The following is a 23265-nucleotide window of genomic DNA, read 5'->3' as shown; positions in this document are numbered from 1 at the left end:
GGAAAGCGACCCTAAGTGCAGACCCTAAATGCAGACCCCAAGTGCAGACCCTAAGTGCAGTGCAACAATTTATCAGACGAGCAGGAAATCAAAATGGTTGAAATTGGCTATCATGCCTCGCACGAGCAATTCAAGCCGAGTACATTAATCAAGCTTGTGCAAACAGCAGAGCAAGCCGGATTCACCCGCATTTCTTGCTCTGATCACTTTCATCCTTGGAGTGAACGTCAAGGAGAAAGCGGATTTGCTTGGTCTTGGCTGGGTGCTGCGATGCAGGTGACAAGTTTGCCGTTTATCGTGGTGTGTGCGCCCGGACAGCGCTATCACCCGGCAATCATTGCTCAAGCCGCTGCAACTTTGGCGGAGATGTTTCCAGAACGGTTTTCGATCTGTGTTGGCAGTGGGCAAGCGCTGAATGAATTAATCACCGGCGATCGCTGGTTAGCTAAAGCCCAACGCAATCAGCGCCTCAAAGAATGTGTGGATGTGATGCGATCGTTGTGGGCGGGAGAAACGGTAACGCACTATGGTTTGGTGCAAGTGGAGGAAGCGAAGCTGTATACAAGAGCGATCGTTCCTCCAAAGATAATTGGAGCTGCAATCACGCCTGAAACGGCAAAATGGGTCGGAGGATGGGCAGATGCACTGATTACGATTGCTCAGCCCCTGCCAAAACTGAAGCAAGTCGTCGAAGCGTTTCGGCAAGGGGGCGGAGCCGGAAAGCCGATGTATCTCAAAGTCCAGCTTTCGTATGCTGAGAATGCAGCGTTAGCGCGTGAAATGGCGCACGATCAATGGCGCACGAATATCTTTCAGAGTGCGGTGTTATCTGATTTACGGAGTCCTCAGCAGTTTGACCAGATGGCAGAATTAGTTCAACCCGAAGAAATGGATGAATTTGTCTTAATTTCTGCTGAATCGGGTCAGTTTGTTGAATGGCTCCAGCAATATGTTGATTTAGGCTTTGATGCGCTCTATTTACATAATGTGAATCGCGAACAAGAACAGTTTATTGAAGCGTTTGGCAAGGGTGTGTTGCCTACGATCGCACGTTCGCGACTCTACGCTTAACCTACCACCAGCGCAACTGTAAGTAATTGCGATCGGGCTGGCTTAATTCTTGCTCGGTCAACCATTCAACGGGCTTGTAAGTGCCAAACACATGATCCCACCAATCTACAGCTAAACCAAAATTGTGATGCCACATACCGTATTTATGATGTACGTAATGAACAGGCATTTTCATCCAAAAGCATTTGGTGGGATTTTCGTGTTGTAGCTGATGCGCGTAGGACGAAAACGCAGCGTAGACCAATCCACCCAAGAACCAACCGATTCCCGCTTCGATCGACACAAAGAACAACAGCCCCATAATCAAAATTGTGCCCTTGAGGTAGTCGAAGAATTCCCAGAGTACGCCTTGTCCTTCGTTGCGGCGATGATGATCGCGATGCCGTTCGCCCAATTTATACGGCTTGTGCATCAGTCGATGTACCCAATATTCAACCAAGCTTGCCAACACAAACGCGATCGCAAAACACAATACGCCAACGCCGATTCTTCCAAGCACAACCCGCTTCTCCTAACCTCACAACATTTGTTATTGTGCCGAAGATTTCCCGGATGTGTCAAAATCCGAAAATAAGATTCTGAGATTCAAATGCTGAAAATCATTGCGATCGCGTTAACGGCTTTATTTCTGTGCGCTACTCCGGCTTGGGCAGCAGAACCCAGCGGAGCAAAGCTGTTTGAGGTGCAGTGTGCCGGATGTCATGTGAATGGCGGCAACATTGTGCGACGGGGTAAAACGCTGAAATTGAAAGCATTGGAGAAGAACGGATACAGCACGGTAGACGCGATCGCCAGCATTATTACCAACGGCAAAGGGAATATGTCGGCATACAAAGACCGACTCAGTGAGACCGAGATTCAGACAGTGGCTCAGTATGTCCTCGATCGAGCCAGCCAAAACTGGAAATAAGACTGCTCTAAGTTGGAAAACTTAGGCTATCGTGTGGAACACGGAAAATCGATCGTGAAAAGGATGCTTTGCCATGTCTCAAGAGGTTGTCGGTTGGCTCAGAGAAGTCAAAGACTTACAGCAGCAAGTGAAAGCAGTGCGGGCTTCGGAACTCATGGCCCATGCCAGCGCCGATAACTGGCGTAAACGCTATGAAACTGAAGCCGAGCAGCGCCGCAATCAAACCCAAGCGATGCAGCAGACGATCGCGCAATTGCAGGCTGAACTCGATCGCTTAAAAAATCAGTCCTTCTCTTCTGAGATTGATCCTGAAGTTGCCCAACTGCAAACCGTTGCTGAACTGCAAGCAAAATTAACTGAGGTTTGGCGCGATCGCAATCAACTCGCCCAAGCGCTCAAAGCCGAACAACTTAGCCACGCCCAAACCCGCAACAACCTGACGACTGCATTAGGCGACACCGTAGATATGCTCTCGAAGCTAAAGCAGACTTAAGAAGGCGCACTTAACGATCTCCCACGCCACGTCCAGCCCCATCCGGTCTCGGTTTTGACGATCGATCCCAGCACGATCGCACACAGAAGCAATCCGCCTATCCCCATTGCCCACCAGTATCGCGGCGAAATTGAGAGCAGCGGTTCGTTCCTGGCTCGAATCAAATAATGCTGCAACAATGCGATCGCGCTCAATCCCAAAACGATCGCGTTCCAAATCGTCAAACCGGAAAATACAAGATTCGTTAGCCCGATCGCTAGCCCAATCGAAGGCACTGCAAAAATCAGCAGCGTCACAAACACACAATAGAGCGTAGACTGATAATTGCGATTCGATCCCTCAAACCAATTTTTTGTCCAGCCTTCCCATAAAGCCGAAAACGATCGATACATCTGCACCTCAGCAAGCCCCCGCCCTAAGCCGTACCACAGCTTCAACCCTTTCTGTTTAATCCGGCGACCTAGCTCAACATCTTCAACCACATAATCATGGACGGCAGCATGACCCCCGATCGCTTCATACGCGCTGCGACGAAACAACATAAACGGGCCGGCTGCAAATGCAGTGTCTGACTTTGGGTCGTTGACGGGAGCAAACTCAAACCCGACGGCCAAGAGCATTACAATAATCGGCTGCACTAACCATTCCGACCAGTGCCGACAAAGAACCACAACTGCCAGCGATAATAGATCAATCTTTTCTTGTTGGGCATAGGCGATCGTCGTTTCAATACACTGCGGCTTGAGTCGCACATCCGCATCAATGAACAGCAAAAATTCGCCCTGTGCGTGTTTTACCGCTTGAGTACAAGCCCAATTTTTCCCGACCCAAACTTCACCCGCAGGACGCTCTCCCGCCGAGAATAGCTTCAATCGTTCATCCTGCCGTGACTCCTGAAAAAGCTCCACGATCGCTTTAGTTTCATCACTTGATTGATCGTCGATGACTAGCACTTCAAGCTGATCCGCATTTAGCGTTGTACTTCCCAGCACGGCTGTCACACAAGCTTCAATATTCGCAGCTTCGTTGTACGCCGGAATAATCACAGAGACTTTGGGCAACGGCTCAACGGACTGCGATCGCACCGCAATCGTCGGCGCATCTTTGAGCGCTCGATCGAGCCTTTGAGAAAAAATCGCGATCGCAACGACTGAAACAACCAGGACAAACGCAACGAGCAACACCATGCCGAACCTAACACCCAACGCCTTTAACCTTATCGCATAGATTTCAAAACCGTTGTATTTTGAGAGAGAAAGAGATACCACGATCGCACTATGAAAAAGCTCCTCCATCCTTTCTGCCGGGGCTGGCTCCTTGCTTTGGTTTTGGCTACCTTGGCTTGGACTACTCCCGCTTTTGCAACCAGTTTGTACGAAGTGCCGCCTGTTACTGATGACGTGCGCGTGGTTGATTTAGCTGAGATTATCAGTCGCTTCAATGAAGGCAAACTGACCGAAACCTTCACTGATTTAGCAAACAAAACGGGACAAGAAGTTCACTTTGTCACGATTCGACGGCTCGACTACGATGAAACGATCGGTTCGTTTGCCGATAAATTATTCAAGCAATGGTTCCCCACGCCTGAAGCCAGCACCAATCAAACCCTGGTGGTTTTAGACAGCGTGACGAACAATTCTGCGATCGTCACTGGCGAAAAAGCCAAGTCTATCCTGTCTGAGCAGATTGCTCAGAGTGTCTCTCAGGAGACGATGCAGGTTCCCTTGCAGAAGGGCGATCGCTACAATCAGGCATTTTTGGATGTGGGCGATCGTTTAGTTGCGGTGCTGTCGGGTGAACCTGATCCGGGGCCTCCTGTAGTGGTCGATCAGGTGAAAACCGAGGGAACCTTCGCATCGCGAGAAGAAACCGCGCAAAGTAATGCACTTCCCTGGGTGGTTGGCTTGCTGATTGCAGCAACGGTAATTCCTATGGTGACTTACTACTGGTACGTGCGATAGCATCCGGCACTGTAGCGACGCGATTAATTGCGTCGCTACCAGAAATTCTAAAGTGGGTTGCGATCGTCGCTCAAGCTTCCAGCGCAAGCTGAATTAACTGATCTACTAAGCTTGGATAAGAAATTCCTGCCGCTTCCCACATCATCGGGTACATACTGGTTGCCGTAAAACCAGGCAATGTATTGATTTCATTGATCAAGATTTCACCCGTGGATTCCACATAAAAGAAATCCACGCGGCTTAAGCCCGAAGCATCCACGGCACGAAACGCCTGTAGTGCTCGCTCTTGAATCAAGCTAGTAATTTCTGGAGGTAAATTCGCTGGAATGACATGGCTGGACTTGCCTGCGGTGTACTTGGTTTCATAATCATAAAAATCGCTATCAAAGCGGATTTCACCCACCACCGAAGCCTTCGCTTGATCATTTCCTAACACTGCACACTCGACTTCACGCGCTACGACTCCCGCTTCAACGATGATTCGTCGATCGTAACTCGCCGCACTGTCTAACGCTGCTTCTAGCTCTGCACGAGTCCGCACCTTTGAGATTCCGACTGATGAGCCGAGATTAGCAGGCTTGACGAAGCAAGGATAACCAAGCTCCGCTTCGATGCGATCGCACAGCTTAGGAAAAACACAGGGGTTTGAGTAGACTTCAGCCCGACTGACTGCCAAATATTTCACCTGCGGTAAGCCTGCTTGAGCAAACGCCATCTTCATCGTCAGCTTGTCCATTCCCACGGCAGATCCCAACACTCCAGAGCCAACAAAGGGTTTCTGCATCAAGGTCAGCAAGCCTTGGATCGTACCGTCTTCTCCATTTGGCCCGTGCAGAATCGGAAACCAGACATCGACCTGTGCCGCTTCTGAGGGAAATTGCCAGAGATTCGTGGCGAGATCGGGACAATCGATCGCACCGGACTGCAACACCGATCGCGCCACGTCAGGCGAGCGCCATTGTCCGTCTTTCTGAATGTAGAACGGCATCAAATCGTATTTCTCGGCATTGGTCAGATCGCTGAGAGCTTGGGCAATCGATCGCGCCGATGCGATCGAGACTTCATGTTCACCAGAGCGCCCACCAAAAAGCAATCCAACGTTAAGCTTTGTCATAATCTGATCCCAATTTTCTTTGGCACTTTAGACCATTTGGAGAACTGCGTCTAGGGGAAGTCCAGAAATTCTGCAACGATCGATCAAGTGCAACGTGCATAAATCAAATGGGTATAACACCAGCTACAGAGCGTGATCACCTATTTCTTTGAAATCAAGCATTATGAAACTTTTCTCTAAGAAGAAAACTTCTCTTTAAAATTTCGTTAAAGTTCAGTCGCTGCCTTCTACGTATTTTCCGAAGCAGTGATATTCTCCGAGCAAGTGCATCAGAATAGCGCCTTAAGCTAGCATCTCCTCATCTACTGCATGGAGTCAGATTCTCAAGCAGGATTTGAAATCAGCGCCTACACCGCCAGCAATTACATCTGAACTGATGTTTTGCGAGTTAATTCGCAGCAATTACCTGAACGTGATTAACCTTTATCACAGTGCTTTAAGTCTGTGATGTCCGCAGGATGCGCGCTCAAGTATCTAGAGTGCGCCCAGGGTGATCGATGCCGCAACCTTACATCTTGTACATCTGCCGATTCAAATCAGGTTGGGTCTTGCCTTACGATTTTTGGCGACCCCATTTTTAGTGTCAGGTTGACGCTTGCCCCCACCGTCGATTTTATGTTTAAGAAAAATGCAAAATTCTTCTAATGTCTTGAATGTTCTGAATTTAAGACATTCTTCCCTGTTTGATCCTGCCCCGTTTAACTTAACTAATTCAACCAGTTCGCAGACACTCCGGGCAGCGCAGCCAGAGAGCTTGCCCGATCGCTTGGTTTTTATCGATTCCTCGGTTGAACACTTTCAAAGTTTTGCCCAAAGCGCGATCGCGGGTACAAAAGTTGTGCTGCTTGATCCCGGCAGCGATGGAGTTGATCAAATTAGCAAAATTCTCGCAGAATATCGAGACATTGCCAGCATTCACATTCTGTCTCACGGCAGCATCGGTAGCCTCGCTCTCGGCAGCGCAACACTCGATCTCGGTTCGATCTCTCACTACCGTAATCAACTCCAAACCTGGTCAGATGCGCTCTCTGCTGATGCAGATTTGTTGCTGTACGGCTGTAACGTTGCGGCTGACAATTCCACGCTCATCACCCAACTCAGTGAAATTACGGGAGCAGATGTCGCAGGCTCAGTTGATATCACAGGCAATCTTGCCCAAGGTGGCAACTGGATACTCGAAGCAGCAACAGGTGCGATCGAGTCCACCTTACCGTTTGAGCGCGATCGGCTTGCCTCCTATACAGGCGTGCTTGCCGAGGGGAACGGTCTACGGGGTGAATACTTCGACAACCTCGACTTCACGAATTCAAGACTAACCCGCACCGATAGCACCGTAAACTTCAACTGGGGGAACGGCTCACCCGATGCTGGCATCGGTGCAGATACCTTCTCAGTTCGTTGGACAGGTCAACTGCTTGCCCCCACCACCGGAGCCTATCAGTTCTTTACCACGACGGACGATGGAGTACGGCTGTTCATCAATGGACAGCAGGTGATCAACAGCTTCGTTAATCAACCTGCAACTGAGCGCACCGGCACGATAAACCTGGTTGCCGGGCAGCGATACGACGTTCGTATGGAGTATTTCGAGAACGGAGGACAAGCGGTTGCACAACTCGCTTGGGCGGCTCCAGGGATCACAAAGCAAGTCGTCCCCACAACTCAACTGTTTAGCACTGCGCCCCCACCCCTCGCACCTGAGAACGGTCTACGGGGTGAATACTTCGACAACCTCGACTTCACGAATTCAAGACTAACCCGCACCGATAGCACCGTAAACTTCAACTGGGGGAACGGCTCACCCGATGCTGGCATCGGTGCAGATACCTTCTCAGTTCGTTGGACAGGTCAACTGCTTGCCCCCACCACCGGAGCCTATCAGTTCTTTACCACGACGGACGATGGAGTACGGCTGTTCATCAATGGACAGCAGGTGATCAACAGCTTCGTTAATCAACCTGCAACTGAGCGCACCGGCACGATAAACCTGGTTGCCGGGCAGCGATACGACGTTCGTATGGAGTATTTCGAGAACGGAGGACAAGCGGTTGCACAACTCGCTTGGGCGGCTCCAGGGATCACAAAGCAAGTCGTCCCCACAACTCAACTGTTTAACAGTAGCACCCCAGGTACTCCGCCACCGCCACCCACGGGTACGGGTAATGGTCTACGCGGTGAATACTTTGACAACATCGACTTCACAGCCTTTAAATTTGCTCGGACTGATGCAAACGTGAACTTTAACTGGGCAAGGAGTTCACCGGATTCGAGCATTGCTCCTGATACCTTTTCGGTTCGCTGGACGGGTCAGGTTCAGCCTCTCTACAGCGATACCTACACCTTCTTCACCACCACCGATGATGGGATACGGCTGTTTGTAGATGGGCAACTGGTCATTAACAACTTTGCGGATCAACCTGCAACTGAACGCAGAGGCACGATCGCACTGCAAGCCGGACAGCGATATGACATTCGCATGGAATACTATGAAAACGGTCTCGATGCCTTGGCGCAACTTGGTTGGTTTAGTGCCAATCAAGCTCGTCAAATCATTCCGCAATCGCAGCTTTACAGCAACAGCTTCTCGGCAAATCCGGGAACGATCGTCATTGGAACGAATAGCGTCAGCGTCAACGAAAATGCAGGCACGGCATCGATTCGCGTCGATCGAGTCGGCGGTAGCGATGGAGCTGCAACCGTCCGCTACACTACCGGAGAAGGAAGCGCCAAAGCAGGGACAGACTTCACTGCCACTGTAGGTCAACTCACCTTTGCAGCAGGCGAAACCAGCAAAACAGTGACGATTCCAATTCTGGATGACGGCATCGCAGAAGTCACCGAAGATTTTGGCTTTGGGTTGGGAGAAACCACGGGCGCAGCCTTGGGTATCAACCGCACGGCATTGATTACCGTGATCGATAATGATTCGCCGTCTAGCTATACCTTTAGTGCTGCGGTCTACAACATCAACGAGAACGCTGGATCGGCAACGATCACGGTTCGACGCAATGGAAATACCGCCCTCGCCGGCAGCATTAACTATGCCACCAGTAATGACACTGCAACGGCTGGTTCAGACTACACCGCCGCTTCTGGTATCCTCACTTTTGCTACCGGAGAAACCAGCAAGACCTTCACGATCGCGCTCAGAGATGACGCAGAGGGCGAGCGCAACGAAACCGTCAATGTCACCTTGAGCAATCCGAGCGGGGGTAGTTTAGGCACTCAGCCAACCGCAACGCTGTCGATCGCAGACAATGATTTCGGTAATATCAGTCGTCAAGCAGTAATTTCGGGACTCTTGCAGCCGACTGCGTTCGATTGGACACCAGGCGGTGAGTATATGTTCATCGCTCAGAAAAATGGCGTAGTGCGAGTCACTCGCAATGGAGTGTTGCAACAAACGCCAGTCGTCGACATCTCTGAGATCGTCAATAGTCCCCGCGATCGTGGTTTGCTCGGTTTAGCGGTGCATCCGCAATTCTTCAATAGCAATCCGTATGTCTACTTGCTGTATTCGTATGACCCGCCTGAGACGCGCAGTGCTTCTGGCTTGGCGGCTCGTGATGGCGTAGGCAACCGTACCGCGCGATTAGGACGATTTACCGCAACGATTACCAACGGAGTGGTGTCGATCAATCCGGGCAGCGAAGTGGTGATTCTTGGTAAAAACAGTCTTTGGCAGTACATCAGCCGACCAGACTTGAACAGCACCAACGACTTCAGCATCCCTGAATCGGGTAAAGACGCGAATGGCAACTACGTTCAGGACTTCCTGATTATCGATAGTGAATCCCATACAGTCGGAACAGTGAAGTTTGGTACGGATGGCTACTTGTATGTGAGTAACGGCGATGGGGCTTCATATAATGCAGTTGATCCAAGAGCATTCCGCAGCTTAACGCTCGACAACTTATCTGGTAAGATTCTGCGGATCGATCCGATTACAGGTAATGCGCCGTCCTCGAATCCGTTCTTTGATGGCAATCCGCAAAGCAACCGATCGAAGATCTGGCAATACGGCTTGAGAAATCCGTTCCGCTTTACGATTAACCGAGATAACGGACAACCTTACATCGGCGAGGTCGGGTGGTCGCAGTGGGAAGAAGTCAACACCGGACGGGCTGGCGCAAACTTCGGCTGGGTGGCATATGAAGGCAACTTCAGAACAGGCGGTTATGACAGACTGCCCAATGTCCAAGCATTTTATAGCAGCGGTCAAACGGTGACGAATCCGATTTATAGCTATCGTCACGATGGCGGTGGTGGTAATGCGATCAATGTTGGTGACTTCTACACCGGAAGCACTTTCCCTGCGGTCTATGACGGTAATCTATTCATCACCGATATGAGCCGGGGCACTGTGGATGCGTTGATCTTCGATGAAACAGGCACATTTGTTGGTCAGCGACGCTTTGACGAGGGTTTGTTTGGCTTGACGCAAATCAAAACCGGGACTGACGGCAACCTATATTATTCCAGCTTGGTCACGGGTGAGGTTGGACGCTGGCGACCTGTATAGCTTGGACTAATCATCACGCAAGACAGGGTTGATTAGCTTGCAGCCCTGTCTTGCGTTGGAGACTCACGTTAAGCAGAATGAGACGATCGACGCATCCCAGTAGGTCTAGAAGAAGCACAGAGATTCTCATTTACAATCAGGTCATGTCCGCTCAGTTGGGTCATGCTTAATTGTTATCGTCAACTGTTAGAAAAAATGCCTGCGGTGCTGGCAACCGTGATGCAAGTCCAAGGCTCTGTACCGCGTGAAGTCGGCGCGAAAATGATCATTACCGAAACCGAAATTTTTGGCACGATCGGGGGTGGAGCCGGAGAAGCAAAAGTCATTCAGAAAGCTCGGAAGGTGCTGCAAACTGGAGAAAAGCAATGGGTAGAAATTGACCTCACAGGCGCATTGCAACGGGACACGCAAGGGATTTGCGGCGGAATAATGCGCGTCTGGCTGGAGCGCTGGGAGAGCGATCGCTATCTTGCTCTCACTCAGCAAATCCTGACCCAACTCGAATCTGGACAATCGGTGTCGATCGTGACTCCTTTCGCTCCACATCAGTCTCCTTATCTCTCAGAAGACTGTCTCGATGAAGCATTCATTGAGATCATTGAGCCATCCCCAACATTACTAATTGTCGGAGCAGGACACTGCGGGATTCAATTGGCGAAGGTTGCCGATTTAATTGGATTTCAAGTGATAGTTCAAGACGATCGTTCAGAATGGGCAAATGCCAATCTCTACCCCAATGCCGAGGTTTTTAACTGTCCGATCGCTGATGCTGTCGCTCAACTTGCAACACATACAGAACTTTATGCAGCGCTGGTTACTCGCGGGTATCAGTATGATTTAGCTGCCCTCCAAGCATTACTTGATCGTACTTTGCCTTGTCGTTATCTTGGAATGATTGGCAGCGAAAAGCGGGTAAAACAGGTTTTTCGAGCGATCGAGAAAGCCGGAATTTCACCGGAGAAACTTCGATCGATCTACGCGCCGATCGGGTTAGATATTGGTGCATTAACACCGGAAGAAATCGCCGTGAGCATCAGTGCAGAACTCATTTTAGTCAGACGTGGGGGAACAGGTCGATCGCTCTCGCAATCGTTGAGAATGATAAACTGAGAGCCTTAATTTGAATTACCTATGCCACAAGTTGAATTCAAAACATTAGTAACTTCAGTTCGAGGTGGAACACATCTTGCAAGTTTTCCGACCGACACTGTTCCTGCATTAGCCGCAAGACCCGATCGAGCCGAGCTAATCTATGTCGCTAAACAACGTAGCCTTGATAAGCCTTTGATTTTGATGGCAAGTGAAATCGAAGAACTTTGGAACTATGTAAAAGGCAGCGATCGAGAATTAGAAATCTGGAATTCGATCGCACAAAAATATCTACCGGGTGCATTAACTCTGGTTCTTCCAGCAAACGATCGCGTTCCTGCGGCGATGAATCCGAGTGATCCGACAACAATCGGCGTTCGAGTTCCGAATCATACGATCGCACGGCAAATTCTCGCCCAGACTGGAGCGTTGGCAACCACAAGCGCCAATCGATCTGGGCAACCTGCATTACTGTCGATGAGTGCGATCACAGCAGAGTTTCCGGAGGTGTTAGTGTTAGATGCCCAGTCTGAAGAAATGGCTTCGGGTACTCCTTCAACGGTGGCAAAATGGACGAGCGAGGGATGGAAGATTCTGCGGCAAGGTGCGATCGATCTGCAAGCTTAACTTGACGTGAGTTCGACAGACAGAATTCGCTTCGATGCTGAATCCGGGTTGCCCCCTAAATTCCCTATGAATGCTACCGTGTACACACAAGTTGTAGCTCGCTGCGTTTGAGTCGGCTTCAGCCCCCTAAATCCCCCATGAATGGGGGACTTTGAATAAAAGAAGTGGGCTTGAAGTCCCCCACGTGTGGGGGATTTAGGGGGCAAGCAGTCGCTCAAACCGCAGCGAGAAAACTCGTCGAACTTACGTTAACTTGACATACTCACTGCTCCTTCAAGGCAACAATTCTTGACGGAACAGTTTGATACGGCTAATCGCGCGGATTATAAACTCAACGACGGGGTTTGCAGACTCGATGACGAGATTCGCAGACTCAACGACGAGATTTTCAGGCTTGATGCAGTCATTAGCAGCATCAAGCACATCAAGTATCAATTAAGTATCAAGAATTGCGAGTTACCCGGATATGGACTTCTTCACCATCTTGCTCTCAAGCTTACTCGGCATCCTTTCCCCAACCGGAATCGTAGTCGATCGCGTCGCCGAAACCCAAATCCGCAAACAACTCGTTGCCGCAGAACAGCTTCAGGTGCGAGTCGATAATGCTCCGAGTTACCAAATTATTCAAGGTCGCGCCAATCTCGTTCGCATTGCTGGACGAGGACTTTTCCCAATTCAGGAATTCCGCATCGATACGTTAGAAGTCGAAACCGATCCGATCTCGCTACAACTCAGAAGCCGTAAACTTGCAAAACCGTTGCAAGCAGGCGTTCGCGTGGTTCTCACCCAAGCAGATATCGATCGCGCTTTACGATCGCCCTTTGTCACCGCTCGGCTCCGCAATCTCGGACTTCAGCTCCTGCGGCGACAAGCAAGACAGATCGAGCGTTACGACTTCCTCAATCCCCAACTGACCCTACTGCCACAAAACCGAATCCGGTTTCAAATTGAACTCCAAGAGCAAGGCGATCCCGCGAAGCTTAAAATCGTTGCCGAAGCCGAACCGCAAATCGTTTCAGGTCGATCGCTGCAACTAAACAATCTCAAAGTCTGGGCAAACAATCAACCGAGTCCCGAACCTGTGACCCGCGCCATCGAAGCTCTAATTCGCGATCGTACCGATTTACGCCAGCTCGAAGCCTCAAACATTACCGCCCGCATTCTCACCCTGAAGCTCGAAGCCTCTCGATTAGAGGTTGCCAGCTTTGTGCAGCTTCGCAGCCCGCAAAAAAAAGAAGCAAGATAAACCTTGCTCCCTCCTCTCAGCCTGTCAAACCTGTGATTTAGCCGAAACGACCGCTGACATAAGCTTGAGTCGCTTGTTCTTGCGGATTTTGGAAAATTCGCTCCGTGCGCTCGTATTCCACAATGTATCCGGTTCTTTGTCCTTTCGAGTTCGCTTCTACGTTGAAAAATGCGGTGTAATCTGATGCACGAGACGCTTGCTGCATATTGTGCGTCACAATCACGATCGTATATTTCTCTTTTAATTGTTGCAGCAGATCTTCAACCTTCAGCGTCGAAATCGGGTCAAGTGCCGAACAAGGCTCGTCCATCAAAATCACTTCGGGCTGCACCGCGATCGCCCGCGCAATACATAAACGCTGCTGCTGACCTCCCGACAAATCTGTTCCGTAAGCTTTGAGCTTATCTTTCACATCGTCCCAGAGTGCCGCTTGTTTGAGTGATCGTTCCACCAACTCATCCATATCGCCCTTGAACCCAAGCAACCGAGGCCCAAACGCAATATTGTCATAAATGGTTTTGGGAAATGGGTTTGGCTTTTGGAACACCATGCCAATCTGCCGCCGCACTTCGACCGGATCAACCTCAGGCGCATAGAGATCTTGATTGTGATAATAAATCTTGCCGTCGGTGCGGAACGAATTGATCAAATCATTTAATCGATTGAAGCAGCGAATCACCGTACTCTTACCGCAGCCCGAAGGCCCAATAAAAGCGGTGACAGCGTTTTTGGGGATCTCGATCGACACATCTCGCACTGCCAAGAAGTCGCCGTAGTAGATGTTGAGGTTTTCAGTGCGAAAGACGCTTTCGGTTTGACGAACGTCCTGAACTCTAGAAGTCATAAAGTGAATAGAGGAATAAGGGATCGAAGCGGTAAAAAGACTTATCGACGTTTAATCACCATGCGCGACAAAATGCTTGTGATCAAAACCAACAAAACTAAGACTAATGAGCCTGCCCACGCAAGCTCTTGTTGCGCTTTAAACGGAGACGTAGCAAAGTCAAACACTAGCCGTGACATCGTTGCCGTCGGTTGCCACAAGGTTGTATTCCAGAATCGGTTGAAAGAAGCCGTGAACAGCACCGGAGCCGTTTCACCCGCAGCCCGTGCCAATGCTAGCAAAATTCCGGTGACGATCGCCGGAGTCGCTGACGGCAGCACAATCTGTAAGGTCGTTTGCAGCCGAGTCGAACCCAGTCCGATCGCCGCTTGACGATACTCATTTGGCACAGCTTCCAGCGCCTCGGCTGCGGTTCTGACGATCGTCGGCAACATCAACACCGCCAGCGCAAACCCACCTGCCACTGCTGAGAATGTCCCCGTCCGCAGCACCACAACCGCATACGCAAACGCCCCAATGACGATCGACGGCACACCGCTCAAGACGTTCGTTAAGAAGTTCACGGTCTCCGCTAGCTTCGTGTCTCGTCCAAACTCAGACAAGTAAATTGCCCCAATAATTCCAAACGGAATTGCCATCAATGAGGCGATGCCAACGGTCAACAACGTTCCCAAGAACGCATTGCCGAATCCTCCACCTGCCAGTCCGGGAGCCGGAGGCAGTTCCAAAAAGACGCTAGGCGTGAGTCGAGAAGCGCCGTTAATCAGCACATAAATCATCACCGCCGCTAGCGGAATCAGTGCCAACCCTGCACAGAGAAACGCCACAACGGTCATGGCGGAAGAAAACAAGGTTCGGGGAGAACCGGGCGATCGTTTTAAGCTGCGCCCTGATGTCGCAAATTCTGGAGAATCCATACAAGTTCTTATCTCAATTTGATCGTAGCGCCTAAAGCTTCATGCTGAATCGGCGAACGACAATTTCCGCTAACACATTTACAACCAGCGTTAAGGCAAACAAAATCAGCGCGGCATACATCAATGATGCCACTTGCAGCCCACTCGCTTCCGCAAATTGGTTCGCTAACAGCGAAGCCACCGTCGAACCTTGAGACAAAATCGAGAGCGATCGGATCGAATCGACGTTACCAATCACCATCGTCACTGCCATCGTCTCACCCATTGCCCGACCGAGTGCCAACATAATGCCACCGACAATTCCAGAAAACGCGGCGGGCAACAAGACTCTAAAAATTGTCTCCCATCGAGTTGCACCTAATCCATAAGCAGCTTGGCGCAATTCAGATGGAACCGCCACGAGCGCATCCCGCGAAATTGCTGCAATAATCGGCAAAATCATGATTGCCAAAATAATTCCTGCTGCATAGATTCCAGGCCCTGCGGGAGCCGTACTGAAGATCGGAATCCAGCCCAGCGTCGAATTCAACCATATTCCAAACGGGCGTAGCACCGGGATCAGCACGAAAATGCCCCACAATCCGTATACCACGCTCGGAATTGCTGCCAGCAGTTCAACCATAAAGACGATCGGCTGCTTTACACGCGGCGGCAAAAAGTCTTCGCTCAAAAATAGCGCCACTCCAATGCCAACAGGCACCGCCAGTAACAGTGCCAAAAACGAAGTCACCAGCGTTCCATAAATCTGAGTCAGTGCGCCAAACACTTCATCATTGACGCTCCATCGGCTCGTAACGAGAAACCCAAGCCCAAATTTCTGAATTGCCGGGAGCGCATCCGTTCCGACTCGACCTGCGATCGCTAATAACAACACCCCAACGCCAACCGCAAACGCAGCCGTCAACCAAATAAATCCCTTATCAGTCAAGCGAGACGCAGGTGTACGTCTCCAAGACATTCGCGATGATCGCTCCGCAGGCGCAGCCATAAAAACCGTTTTACAGAAAGTGATAAAAACAATACCACGCGATCGTGCACTGGCTAGAGAGCCATTTGTTCTCTCTAGCCAATCACCGCAACTACTTCGTTGCCGCAACCTTGATTGAATCTAATGCGGAAGCCGCCTTGGTCGACACATCTTCCGGCAGAGGAATGAACCCTAATTCATTTGTAAAGGCTTTGCCGTCTGTGTAAGCCCATCTGATGAAATCGTTAAACGCCTTTGCTTTAGCGGGGTCTTTCGGATTTTCGTACAGCAGCAGGTAAGTCAAGCCGGCGATCGGGTAGGCATCTTTGCCCTCTGGATCAGGAACCTTCATCGCAAAGTCAGCCGGAACGCTCGCGCCGGAGAATGCTTTAGCCGCAGCTTCAGGAGTCGGGGCAATGAATGCACCCGATTTGTTCTGCAAACTTGCAGCCGTCACATTATTTTGCTTTGCAAAAGAATACTCAATATATCCAACCGCGCCCGGGGTCTGCTGAATCTGAGCAGTCACACCCTCATTGCCTTTACCGCCAGTTCCGGTCGGCCACTCCACGGATTTACCTGAACCTGCTTTCCAATTCGGGCAGGCTTTGGCAACGTGCGAGGTGAAAATTGCTGTTGTGCCACTGCCGTCAGAGCGGTGAACAAAGGTCAGCGGCTGACTGGGAGCATTCGGGTTATCTTTTTTGATTTTCGGGTCGTCCCAAGATTTGATCGACCCATCGACAATGCCGCAGAGCGCTTCGCGCGACAGCTTCAGATCCGCCAGCCCAGGCACGTTGTATCCCATGACGATAAACAACCCTGTCGAGGGAACCTGAACCGCTTTGCCGCGTTCTGCCGGAACTTTTGTTCGATCCTCGTCCTTCAGGGGATCGTCAGAGGCTCCAAAATCAACGGTTTGATCGATGAACCGCTTCACGCCTGCACCGCTACCCACGGAGTCATAGCTGATTTGGACACCTGGGTTTTGCTTGTTATATTCCTGGAACCAGCGTTGGTACAGCAGACTCGGAGCCGTCGCTCCCGCTCCGTTGATCGAGACTGCTGCTCCTGCATTGGGAGCCGAAGCAGTTGGAGCAGTGGGACTGCTGCCCGTAGCGCCCTGAGGTGTGGTCGTAGTTTGAGGGGAACAAGCTGCTACGCCCATCATCAGGGCTGCAATCGAGGAGAAAGACAGACCTAAACGGATTCTTTGTTGAAAAAACGCCATAAAAATAAAACGCAAGGCAACGTATGTAGGTATTCTCACAGAGTACACCTACAGACTTAAGGCGAGGTTAAGAAAAGAAGTTTTCTCTCCTAACCTAGCTGATTGTTGCCTGCGCTACAGACAGAAGCGAGAGATTCTTAAAAAATTTTGAATCTTACTCGTTCCTGCTAAACTCGCTCGTTCTAGAACAGCGCACAGCACTGATTCCTATCTTCTAGGTTCGCTAACTCTGTAACGTTTTGTCAACTTTCTGAGAAAAAATCTTTTCTTACCATTGAAAACGTTTCATCAGGAATTACACGGATGCTTCGATAGAAATTTACAGGGCAAATGATAGAAATTCCTGTTTTTACAGGTAGACGAATGACGGTAACTGTGCTTCTCAATTCAGAATGAGTCTAGTATAATACTCTCAAAACAAGAGTTCGGCGACGGCTGTTGGGTTGCATTGATGTTCTGCTCGATCGGCTTTCTCCGAGTTCGCCCCTCACAAGAATGGTTTGGAGAGTAACGTGACTATTTATATTGGAAACTTGTCCTTCCAGGCAACCGAAGAGGATCTCAAAGAAGTGTTTGCTGAGTACGGCACAGTCAGCCGAGTGAGCCTTCCGACAGACCGAGAAACGGGCAGAAAACGGGGATTCGCTTTTGTCGAGATGGCTGAAGATGCCCAAGAAGATGCGGCGATCGCTGAGTTAGACGGTGCAGAATGGCTGGGTCGAGAACTTAAAGTGAATAAAGCGAAGCCGCGAGAGTCGCGGGCAGGCGCAGCCGGGGGTGGCAAGAGCTTTAGCAAAAACAATTACTAAGGAAGTATGAAGGCGGACAGGATCTTGAACCTGTCCGCTTTCTTGCTTTCTGGGTGACTAGCGTTTAGCGTTGACCCAAGAATCGCCCAGCCATGCCCATGACATCACCGACATCGACATCGCCATCGCGATCGGCATCGAGAAAGGTATTCAGCACTGGGTTTCCACCGCCCGATTGAGCGCCCTGCTGCATCGAGCCGCTTTGCAGGAGATTGAGAACTAGCGGCACAAGCACGGGCAGCATTGACTGAATCATGCCTGGGTTCAGTCCAGTCTGTTGTGCAATATTTTCAGACACCTGCTGCTGGGCGGCTCCTGGGAAGAGCGTGTTAACGGCTTGAGGATTACTGCCGAGTCCCGCAAATTGACTGACCAAGTTTTGCACCTGAGCATTGCCTTGAGTGGCTTGCGTTTGCTGCAAGGACGATCGCACATGCCCACCAAGCAACGACATTACCGTTTGGGTGAGATTTGGATCGAGTCCTTGGTTGCCTGCAACTTGCTGAGCAACACCTAAAATGCTGCCGAGTTGGTTAGTAGAGGCTTGCTGCTGGGGATTAGAGACAGCGCTGACGATTTGATCAAAAAGACTCATAGTTTTTGCGTTTTAGAATTTTGAGAGTATCGACGTTTTGACGATAGAAAATCTTGCTCAGAAATTCAACTGACGATCGTTCAGGTTGCTTATCGATAAGAGGCAGATCCGCCACAATAGAGAAAAGTCGCTCTAAGTAAAAGTCATGCGCCTATCTCGACTGATTACGCTGGTTGTCGGTATTGCGGTGATCCTGGGACTGGTGATCTGGCTAATCGACTCGATCACGCGATTAAGTTGGGCGATCGCAAATCCATTTCTGGCGAATTTGGTAATTTTTCTGGTAATTGTGCTGCTGGCGGTTTTGATCGCAGCCTTTACCTATTATTTTTTCTGGTTGCCAAATCAAACCAAACGCCGCAGACGGGCAATTCCCAAAGTTTCAGAAGTCAAAACAGAAGCGGCACAAGAGAATTTACAAGCAGTTCGGCAGCAGGTCGCGCAGATTCAGGATGAGATTGCACGACGAGAATTGATGTTGCGATCGAAGCTGATTGAACAAGATTTAGCGCGAGGGGAATTTCGGCTTGTGGTGTTTGGAACGGGATCAGCCGGGAAAACTTCCCTGATTAATGCGCTCATGGGGCAGATTGTCGGGGAAGTGGGCGCACCGATGGGCACAACGGAAGCAGGCGCAACGCATCGATTGAAGTTAAGCGGAGTCGATCGAGAGATCATCATCACGGACACGCCTGGAATTTTAGAGGTGGGAGTCGTGGGAACCGAGCGTGAAACGCTCGCGCGACGATTGGCAACTGAAGCAGATTTAGTTCTGTTTGTGCTGGATAACGACTTGCGGCAGTCGGAGTATGAACCCTTGCAAGCATTAACCCAGATTGGGAAGCGATCGATCCTGGTTCTCAACAAAGCAGATCTCTACACCGAGGAAGATTTAGAGGCAATTTTGGCGCGGTTACGGCAGCGAGTACGCGGGACGGTAGCATTCGAGGATGTTGTGGCGATCGCGGCAAATCCTCCAGCGATGCGGACTGAAACCGGAGAGTGGCTCTATCCTGACCCAGAAATGACAGCGCTGATCGATCGCATTGCCCAGATTCTACGCACTGAAGGCGAAGATCTGCTGGCGGACAATATTCTGATTCAGTCGCAGCGTTTAGGCGAAGAAGCACGGCGATTGATTGATGAGCAACGACGCAGACAAGCAGAGAAATTAGTCGATCGCTATCAGTGGATCGGAGCCGGGGTGATTGCTGCGACCCCAATCCCAATCATTGATTTGCTGGCAACAGCGGCGGTAAATGCTCAGATGGTAGTTGAAATTGGGCGAATTTATGGGTGTGAGATTACGACTGGCCATGCGCGGGAGATGGCGATTTCACTTGCAAAAACGCTGGTGGGATTGGGAATTGTTCGAGGTGCGATCGAGGTTGTGACCACTGCGATGCAATTCAGTGTTGCAGGCTTCATTGCCGGTCGAGCCATTCAAGGGGTGAGCGCTGCCTATCTAACGCGCATTGCAGGTCGGAGCTTTATCGAATATTTCCGCAATGATCAGAACTGGGGCGATGGTGGCATCTCAGAAGTAGTGCAGAAGCAGTTCCACCTCAATCGACGCGATGAATTTATCAAAGCGTTTATGCAAGAGGCAGTGACGCGAGTGATTCGACCGTTGCAGCTTGAGATGAAAGCAGAAGCGCCAGAACCTTTAGAAGAATTAAGAATGCCAGAATACGAGGAAATTCCGCGATCGTCCGAAGATACGATCGACGATTGGAGATGATTTAGAAAAAGAACGGCGGAATTACTTCGATCGGAGCCGGAAGCATTTCCCCGCGAAAATCGAGCAATTGAACCAGCAACAAGTAACCCACACCCAGTACCAGAGAGATAATTCCGGTCAGCACTGCAACAAATTTTGAACGAGTCATAAACGAGGAAAGATACGCTTCTAACCAAAGTTTACAAAATTTCGCGGAGGGACGATCGCAAAGATTACTGCGGCGGGAATGATAGGAGGTGATTAAATGGCTACTCAGTAGAGCTTGGAGTACCTATGGATTCTGCTGTTGCAACTCGCCTTCAACTTCCGGTCATTGAACGTTTGATCGCGCTTCAAACCTACGAACTCGGTAAAATCTACCGCACTGGGTTCTGGATGAATAAGAAGGTGCCTTCTCTGAACTCCGTCAGTCTCACCGTATACGAGGGTGAAACATTTGGGTTGCTCGGACAGAATGGAGCCGGAAAAACAACCTTGCTCAAAACGCTATTGGGAATTGTGCGTCCCTCATCAGGGCGGGCCACTGTGTTAGGCGCTTCTCTTGGCGATCGCACCGTGAAGCAACGCATCGGCTATCTCCCCGAAAATCCCTATTTTTATGACTATCTCACAGGCTGGGAGGTGCTGAATTTCGCTGGAGATTTATTTGGAATTGAGCGATCGCAACAGCGCAAACGAATTCCTGAACTGCTCGATCTTGTCGGTTTAGCTCAGTCTGCTGCGAAGAAAAAACAATTGCGGCAATACTCAAAAGGAATGCTGCAACGCATTGGAATGGCGCAAGCGTTGATCAACAATCCAGATTTGGTGTTTCTGGACGAGCCGATGTCAGGACTCGATCCGCTGGGACGTTACCAAATGCGTGAGATTATTTTGTCGCTTAAATCACAGGGCAAAACAATTTTCTTTAACAGCCATGTGCTGTCGGATGTGGAGAAGATTTGCGATCGCGTGGCGCTGCTGGCAAAAGGCGAACTGATTGCGATCGGCTCGATGCAAGAGCTTCTTGGAACGGCTGAGCAGTATCACGTTTCGGTCAAAGGCGGAAAACCAGAAATGCTGCATCAATGGATTCCAGATTTGGAACTTCAAGATGGACTATGGACAGGACATCTTCAGGGCGAACCTCAAGATTTCTTAGGCAGCTTGCGCTTGATGAATGGGCAATTGATTTCAATCGATCTGGCGCGTCCTTCGCTTGAAGAATTTTTTGTGAATCAGATAAGAGCGCGGGGAATTCAGGCAAGTAGCTAAGCTTCAGTCGCTCCTGACAAGTACCGTTCTACAATCTGAACAATTCTTTCAGAAGCCAAACCATCTCCGAACGGGCTGACAGCATTTGCCATCGTTTGATAAGCGATCGAACTACTCAACAGTTCACCCGCTTCTTTCAAAATATTGTCCGCGTTTGTTCCAATCAACTTAGCAGTCCCCGCCATGATTGCCTCTGGTCGCTCGGTTGTCTCCCGCAGCACCAAAACAGGCTTACCTAAACTCGGTGCTTCTTCTTGAATTCCACCCGAATCCGTGAGCAATAAATAACATCGCTGCATCGCGCCGACCAGGTCTGTATAGTCAAGCGGCTCCGTTAAAAACACTCGTGGGTGATCACCGAGAATTGCGGTTAACGGTTCTCGAACAGTCGGATTGCGGTGCAACGGCAGCAGCAGCGCCGTATCTTCAAACTGAGTTAGAACTTTGAGAAACCCTTGAGCAATATCTTCGAGCGGTTGTCCCCAGTTTTCACGACGATGCACCGTTGCCAAAATCGTGCGGTACTTCGACCAATCCAACCCCGGAATCTCGCAAGGAGGATGTCGATCGGCAACCGTTAACAGCGCGTCGATCACCGTATTTCCGGTTTGATGAATCTCACCCAACACCCCCGATCGCTGTAAATTTTCCACGGAAAGCGAGGTTGGTGCAAAATGAAGCTGAGCGATTTGCGAAACTAATCGTCGATTTGCCTCTTCCGGATATGGATTAAAAATATTCTCCGTTCGCAATCCTGCTTCAACGTGAGCGATCGGGATTTTTTGATAAAACGCTGCCAGTGCTGCCGCAAATGCGGTCGTCGTATCTCCCTGCACTAAAACCATTCGCGGCTGAAGCTTTTGAAATAACTCTTCTAATCCCCGCAGTGCCCAACAGGTAATATCTGTCAGCGTTTGCTTTGGCTGCATGATCGCCAGATCGTGCTGTGCAGACAAATCGAACAATTGCATCACCTGATCCACCATCTCGCGATGCTGACCCGTCAGAACGACCTGCGTATCAAACACAGGCGATCGCCCAAACGCTTGAATTACCGGAGCCATCTTGATTGCTTCGGGGCGCGTTCCCACAATCACACAGATCGGAATCGGTAACTTTAGCATGGGAACTCACTCAACTCAGCAAAACTTTACTTAGCGGCATTCGACTTAGATAGGGCTTAAAGAGATAAGACTTAAGAATCCGGAGTCGATCGTCCACTCATCATAATTCGGGAACTGCGATTAAAACATATAAAGAAGCGTAAAGTAAACACTCATAAAAAAGCCCGACCAAAGTCGGGCGTGTCAGACCAGTTCACCGAATGATATTGATGCGAAGCTTATTCGCTGAGTTCACAAGTTAAGGGGCAAGACGCATACACCGAAGTATGCAACGGGTTTTCTTTACCATTCAACCAGCGCAGAAACTCAACTTCTTGAGGATGAATGCCTTTTGCCGTCAACCATGCTGCCGCAAACATAATCCCAAAAGCATGAACGCCAATCACGAGCGCCGATACAAACAGAATCGAGCTAAAAGGCAGAATTGCATTCAATGCAAATGCGGCGACAGCACTTACTGAAACGACTAAAACAAACACCGGAAAACCAATCACAATCATGCAGACAGTCAGTGTAAAGACCCAGATTAAGAAGCTTTTCAAGGTAAACAAGATATGAGAATTTTCCAGGCTTTGACTGTTTGCCAGGGTCATCACTTTACTCCTAAAGATAAGGTTTATTGAAAATGCGAAAACTTTTTCGGTGCGGCTTAACTAACCGCTCTTATGAAAGTCAGTATAGGGAAAAGATTAGAAATGGTGAATAGTAATTAAAGAAAGTTTAAACAACAAATTAATCTATGACGCTCAT

Annotated in this window: 22 protein-coding genes; 11 read left to right on the top strand and 11 right to left on the bottom strand. The window is 49.9% G+C overall.

The window, feature by feature from the left end; genetic code table 11:
- Positions 1-93: 93 nt before the first annotated feature.
- A complete protein-coding gene (locus H6F51_20860) occupies positions 94-1071 on the top strand; it encodes a TIGR03885 family FMN-dependent LLM class oxidoreductase (protein ID MBD1824925.1) in 978 nt (325 codons plus the stop codon).
- 1 nt (position 1072) lies between these two features.
- Here the strand turns inward: H6F51_20860 and H6F51_20855 are convergent, their stop codons facing one another.
- Positions 1073-1570: a sterol desaturase family protein gene (locus tag H6F51_20855; protein MBD1824924.1), complete on the bottom strand. Its 498-nt coding sequence runs from the start codon at positions 1568-1570 to the stop codon at positions 1073-1075.
- A gap of 90 nt (positions 1571-1660) precedes the next feature.
- On the opposite strand from H6F51_20855, the gene H6F51_20850 reads away from it, so the two are divergent.
- Both H6F51_20850 and H6F51_20845 read left to right on the top strand, forming a co-directional pair.
- Entirely contained in the window at positions 1661-1981 is a 321-nt protein-coding gene (locus H6F51_20850; GenBank protein ID MBD1824923.1) for a c-type cytochrome, read from the top strand.
- Positions 1982-2054: 73 nt separating this feature from the next.
- Positions 2055-2474 carry a hypothetical protein gene (locus H6F51_20845; protein MBD1824922.1) on the top strand — a complete coding sequence of 140 codons (420 nt, stop codon included), beginning with the start codon at positions 2055-2057 and terminating at the stop codon, positions 2472-2474.
- On the opposite strand, the gene H6F51_20840 is transcribed toward H6F51_20845, so the two are convergent.
- Entirely contained in the window at positions 2471-3661 is a 1191-nt protein-coding gene (locus H6F51_20840) for a glycosyltransferase (protein MBD1824921.1), read from the bottom strand. The two genes, H6F51_20845 and H6F51_20840, sit on opposite strands and share 4 nt — an antisense overlap.
- Before the next feature lie 90 nt (positions 3662-3751).
- On the opposite strand from H6F51_20840, the gene H6F51_20835 reads away from it, so the two are divergent.
- A complete protein-coding gene (locus tag H6F51_20835) occupies positions 3752-4435 on the top strand; it encodes a TPM domain-containing protein (protein MBD1824920.1) in 684 nt (227 codons plus the stop codon).
- Between the two features lie 70 nt (positions 4436-4505).
- Here the strand turns inward: H6F51_20835 and H6F51_20830 are convergent, their stop codons facing one another.
- The gene (locus H6F51_20830) at positions 4506-5549 is read right to left on the bottom strand and encodes a D-alanine--D-alanine ligase (protein ID MBD1824919.1); all 1044 of its coding nucleotides are present in this window, start codon (positions 5547-5549) and stop codon (positions 4506-4508) included.
- A gap of 628 nt (positions 5550-6177) precedes the next feature.
- On the opposite strand from H6F51_20830, the gene H6F51_20825 reads away from it, so the two are divergent.
- The 4 genes from H6F51_20825 to H6F51_20810 all read left to right on the top strand — a co-directional run bounded on the left by H6F51_20825 (position 6178) and on the right by H6F51_20810 (position 13033).
- Positions 6178-10071: a DUF4347 domain-containing protein gene (locus H6F51_20825; GenBank protein ID MBD1824918.1), complete on the top strand. Its 3894-nt coding sequence runs from the start codon at positions 6178-6180 to the stop codon at positions 10069-10071.
- A gap of 162 nt (positions 10072-10233) precedes the next feature.
- Positions 10234-11181 carry an XdhC family protein gene (locus H6F51_20820; protein MBD1824917.1) on the top strand — a complete coding sequence of 316 codons (948 nt, stop codon included), beginning with the start codon at positions 10234-10236 and terminating at the stop codon, positions 11179-11181.
- 21 nt (positions 11182-11202) lie between these two features.
- Positions 11203-11787, top strand: a complete 585-nt coding sequence (locus H6F51_20815) for an L-threonylcarbamoyladenylate synthase (GenBank protein ID MBD1824916.1) — start codon at positions 11203-11205, stop codon at positions 11785-11787.
- Positions 11788-12253: 466 nt separating this feature from the next.
- Positions 12254-13033, top strand: a complete 780-nt coding sequence (locus tag H6F51_20810) for a DUF2993 domain-containing protein (protein MBD1824915.1) — start codon at positions 12254-12256, stop codon at positions 13031-13033.
- A gap of 37 nt (positions 13034-13070) precedes the next feature.
- On the opposite strand, the gene pstB is transcribed toward H6F51_20810, so the two are convergent.
- The 4 genes from pstB to pstS form a co-directional block, all read right to left on the bottom strand.
- Complete coding sequence (gene pstB / locus H6F51_20805) at positions 13071-13877, bottom strand: phosphate ABC transporter ATP-binding protein (protein ID MBD1824914.1); 807 nt, start codon at positions 13875-13877, stop codon at positions 13071-13073.
- Between the two features lie 41 nt (positions 13878-13918).
- The gene (pstA, locus tag H6F51_20800) at positions 13919-14794 is read right to left on the bottom strand and encodes a phosphate ABC transporter permease PstA (protein MBD1824913.1); all 876 of its coding nucleotides are present in this window, start codon (positions 14792-14794) and stop codon (positions 13919-13921) included.
- A gap of 31 nt (positions 14795-14825) precedes the next feature.
- Complete coding sequence (gene pstC, locus H6F51_20795) at positions 14826-15782, bottom strand: phosphate ABC transporter permease subunit PstC (protein MBD1824912.1); 957 nt, start codon at positions 15780-15782, stop codon at positions 14826-14828.
- 91 nt (positions 15783-15873) lie between these two features.
- A complete protein-coding gene (gene pstS / locus H6F51_20790; protein MBD1824911.1) occupies positions 15874-16992 on the bottom strand; it encodes a phosphate ABC transporter substrate-binding protein PstS in 1119 nt (372 codons plus the stop codon).
- Between the two features lie 512 nt (positions 16993-17504).
- Between pstS and H6F51_20785 the strand changes: the two genes are divergently transcribed.
- On the top strand, positions 17505-17801 hold the full coding sequence (locus tag H6F51_20785) for an RNA-binding protein (GenBank protein MBD1824910.1): 297 nt from the start codon (positions 17505-17507) through the stop codon (positions 17799-17801).
- A 64-nt stretch (positions 17802-17865) separates the two neighbouring features.
- On the opposite strand, the gene H6F51_20780 is transcribed toward H6F51_20785, so the two are convergent.
- Complete coding sequence (locus tag H6F51_20780; GenBank protein MBD1824909.1) at positions 17866-18396, bottom strand: DUF937 domain-containing protein; 531 nt, start codon at positions 18394-18396, stop codon at positions 17866-17868.
- A 145-nt stretch (positions 18397-18541) separates the two neighbouring features.
- On the opposite strand from H6F51_20780, the gene H6F51_20775 reads away from it, so the two are divergent.
- Positions 18542-20137 carry a DUF697 domain-containing protein gene (locus H6F51_20775; protein ID MBD1824908.1) on the top strand — a complete coding sequence of 532 codons (1596 nt, stop codon included), beginning with the start codon at positions 18542-18544 and terminating at the stop codon, positions 20135-20137.
- Position 20138: 1 nt separating this feature from the next.
- On the opposite strand, the gene H6F51_20770 is transcribed toward H6F51_20775, so the two are convergent.
- Positions 20139-20285, bottom strand: a complete 147-nt coding sequence (locus H6F51_20770; protein MBD1824907.1) for a hypothetical protein — start codon at positions 20283-20285, stop codon at positions 20139-20141.
- Positions 20286-20410: 125 nt separating this feature from the next.
- Between H6F51_20770 and H6F51_20765 the strand changes: the two genes are divergently transcribed.
- Complete coding sequence (locus tag H6F51_20765) at positions 20411-21391, top strand: ABC transporter ATP-binding protein (GenBank protein MBD1824906.1); 981 nt, start codon at positions 20411-20413, stop codon at positions 21389-21391.
- Here the strand turns inward: H6F51_20765 and wecB are convergent.
- Together wecB and H6F51_20755 are read right to left on the bottom strand one after the other, a co-directional pair.
- Entirely contained in the window at positions 21388-22515 is a 1128-nt protein-coding gene (gene wecB / locus H6F51_20760; protein MBD1824905.1) for a UDP-N-acetylglucosamine 2-epimerase (non-hydrolyzing), read from the bottom strand. The genes H6F51_20765 and wecB overlap by 4 nt on opposite strands.
- A gap of 218 nt (positions 22516-22733) precedes the next feature.
- On the bottom strand, positions 22734-23108 hold the full coding sequence (locus tag H6F51_20755) for a hypothetical protein (GenBank protein MBD1824904.1): 375 nt from the start codon (positions 23106-23108) through the stop codon (positions 22734-22736).
- Positions 23109-23265 lie beyond the last annotated feature (157 nt).

The organism is Cyanobacteria bacterium FACHB-DQ100, from assembly GCA_014695195.1.
GTDB lineage: Bacteria > Cyanobacteriota > Cyanobacteriia > Leptolyngbyales > Leptolyngbyaceae > Leptolyngbya.
This window is presented reverse-complemented; position numbering and strand designations above follow the sequence as displayed.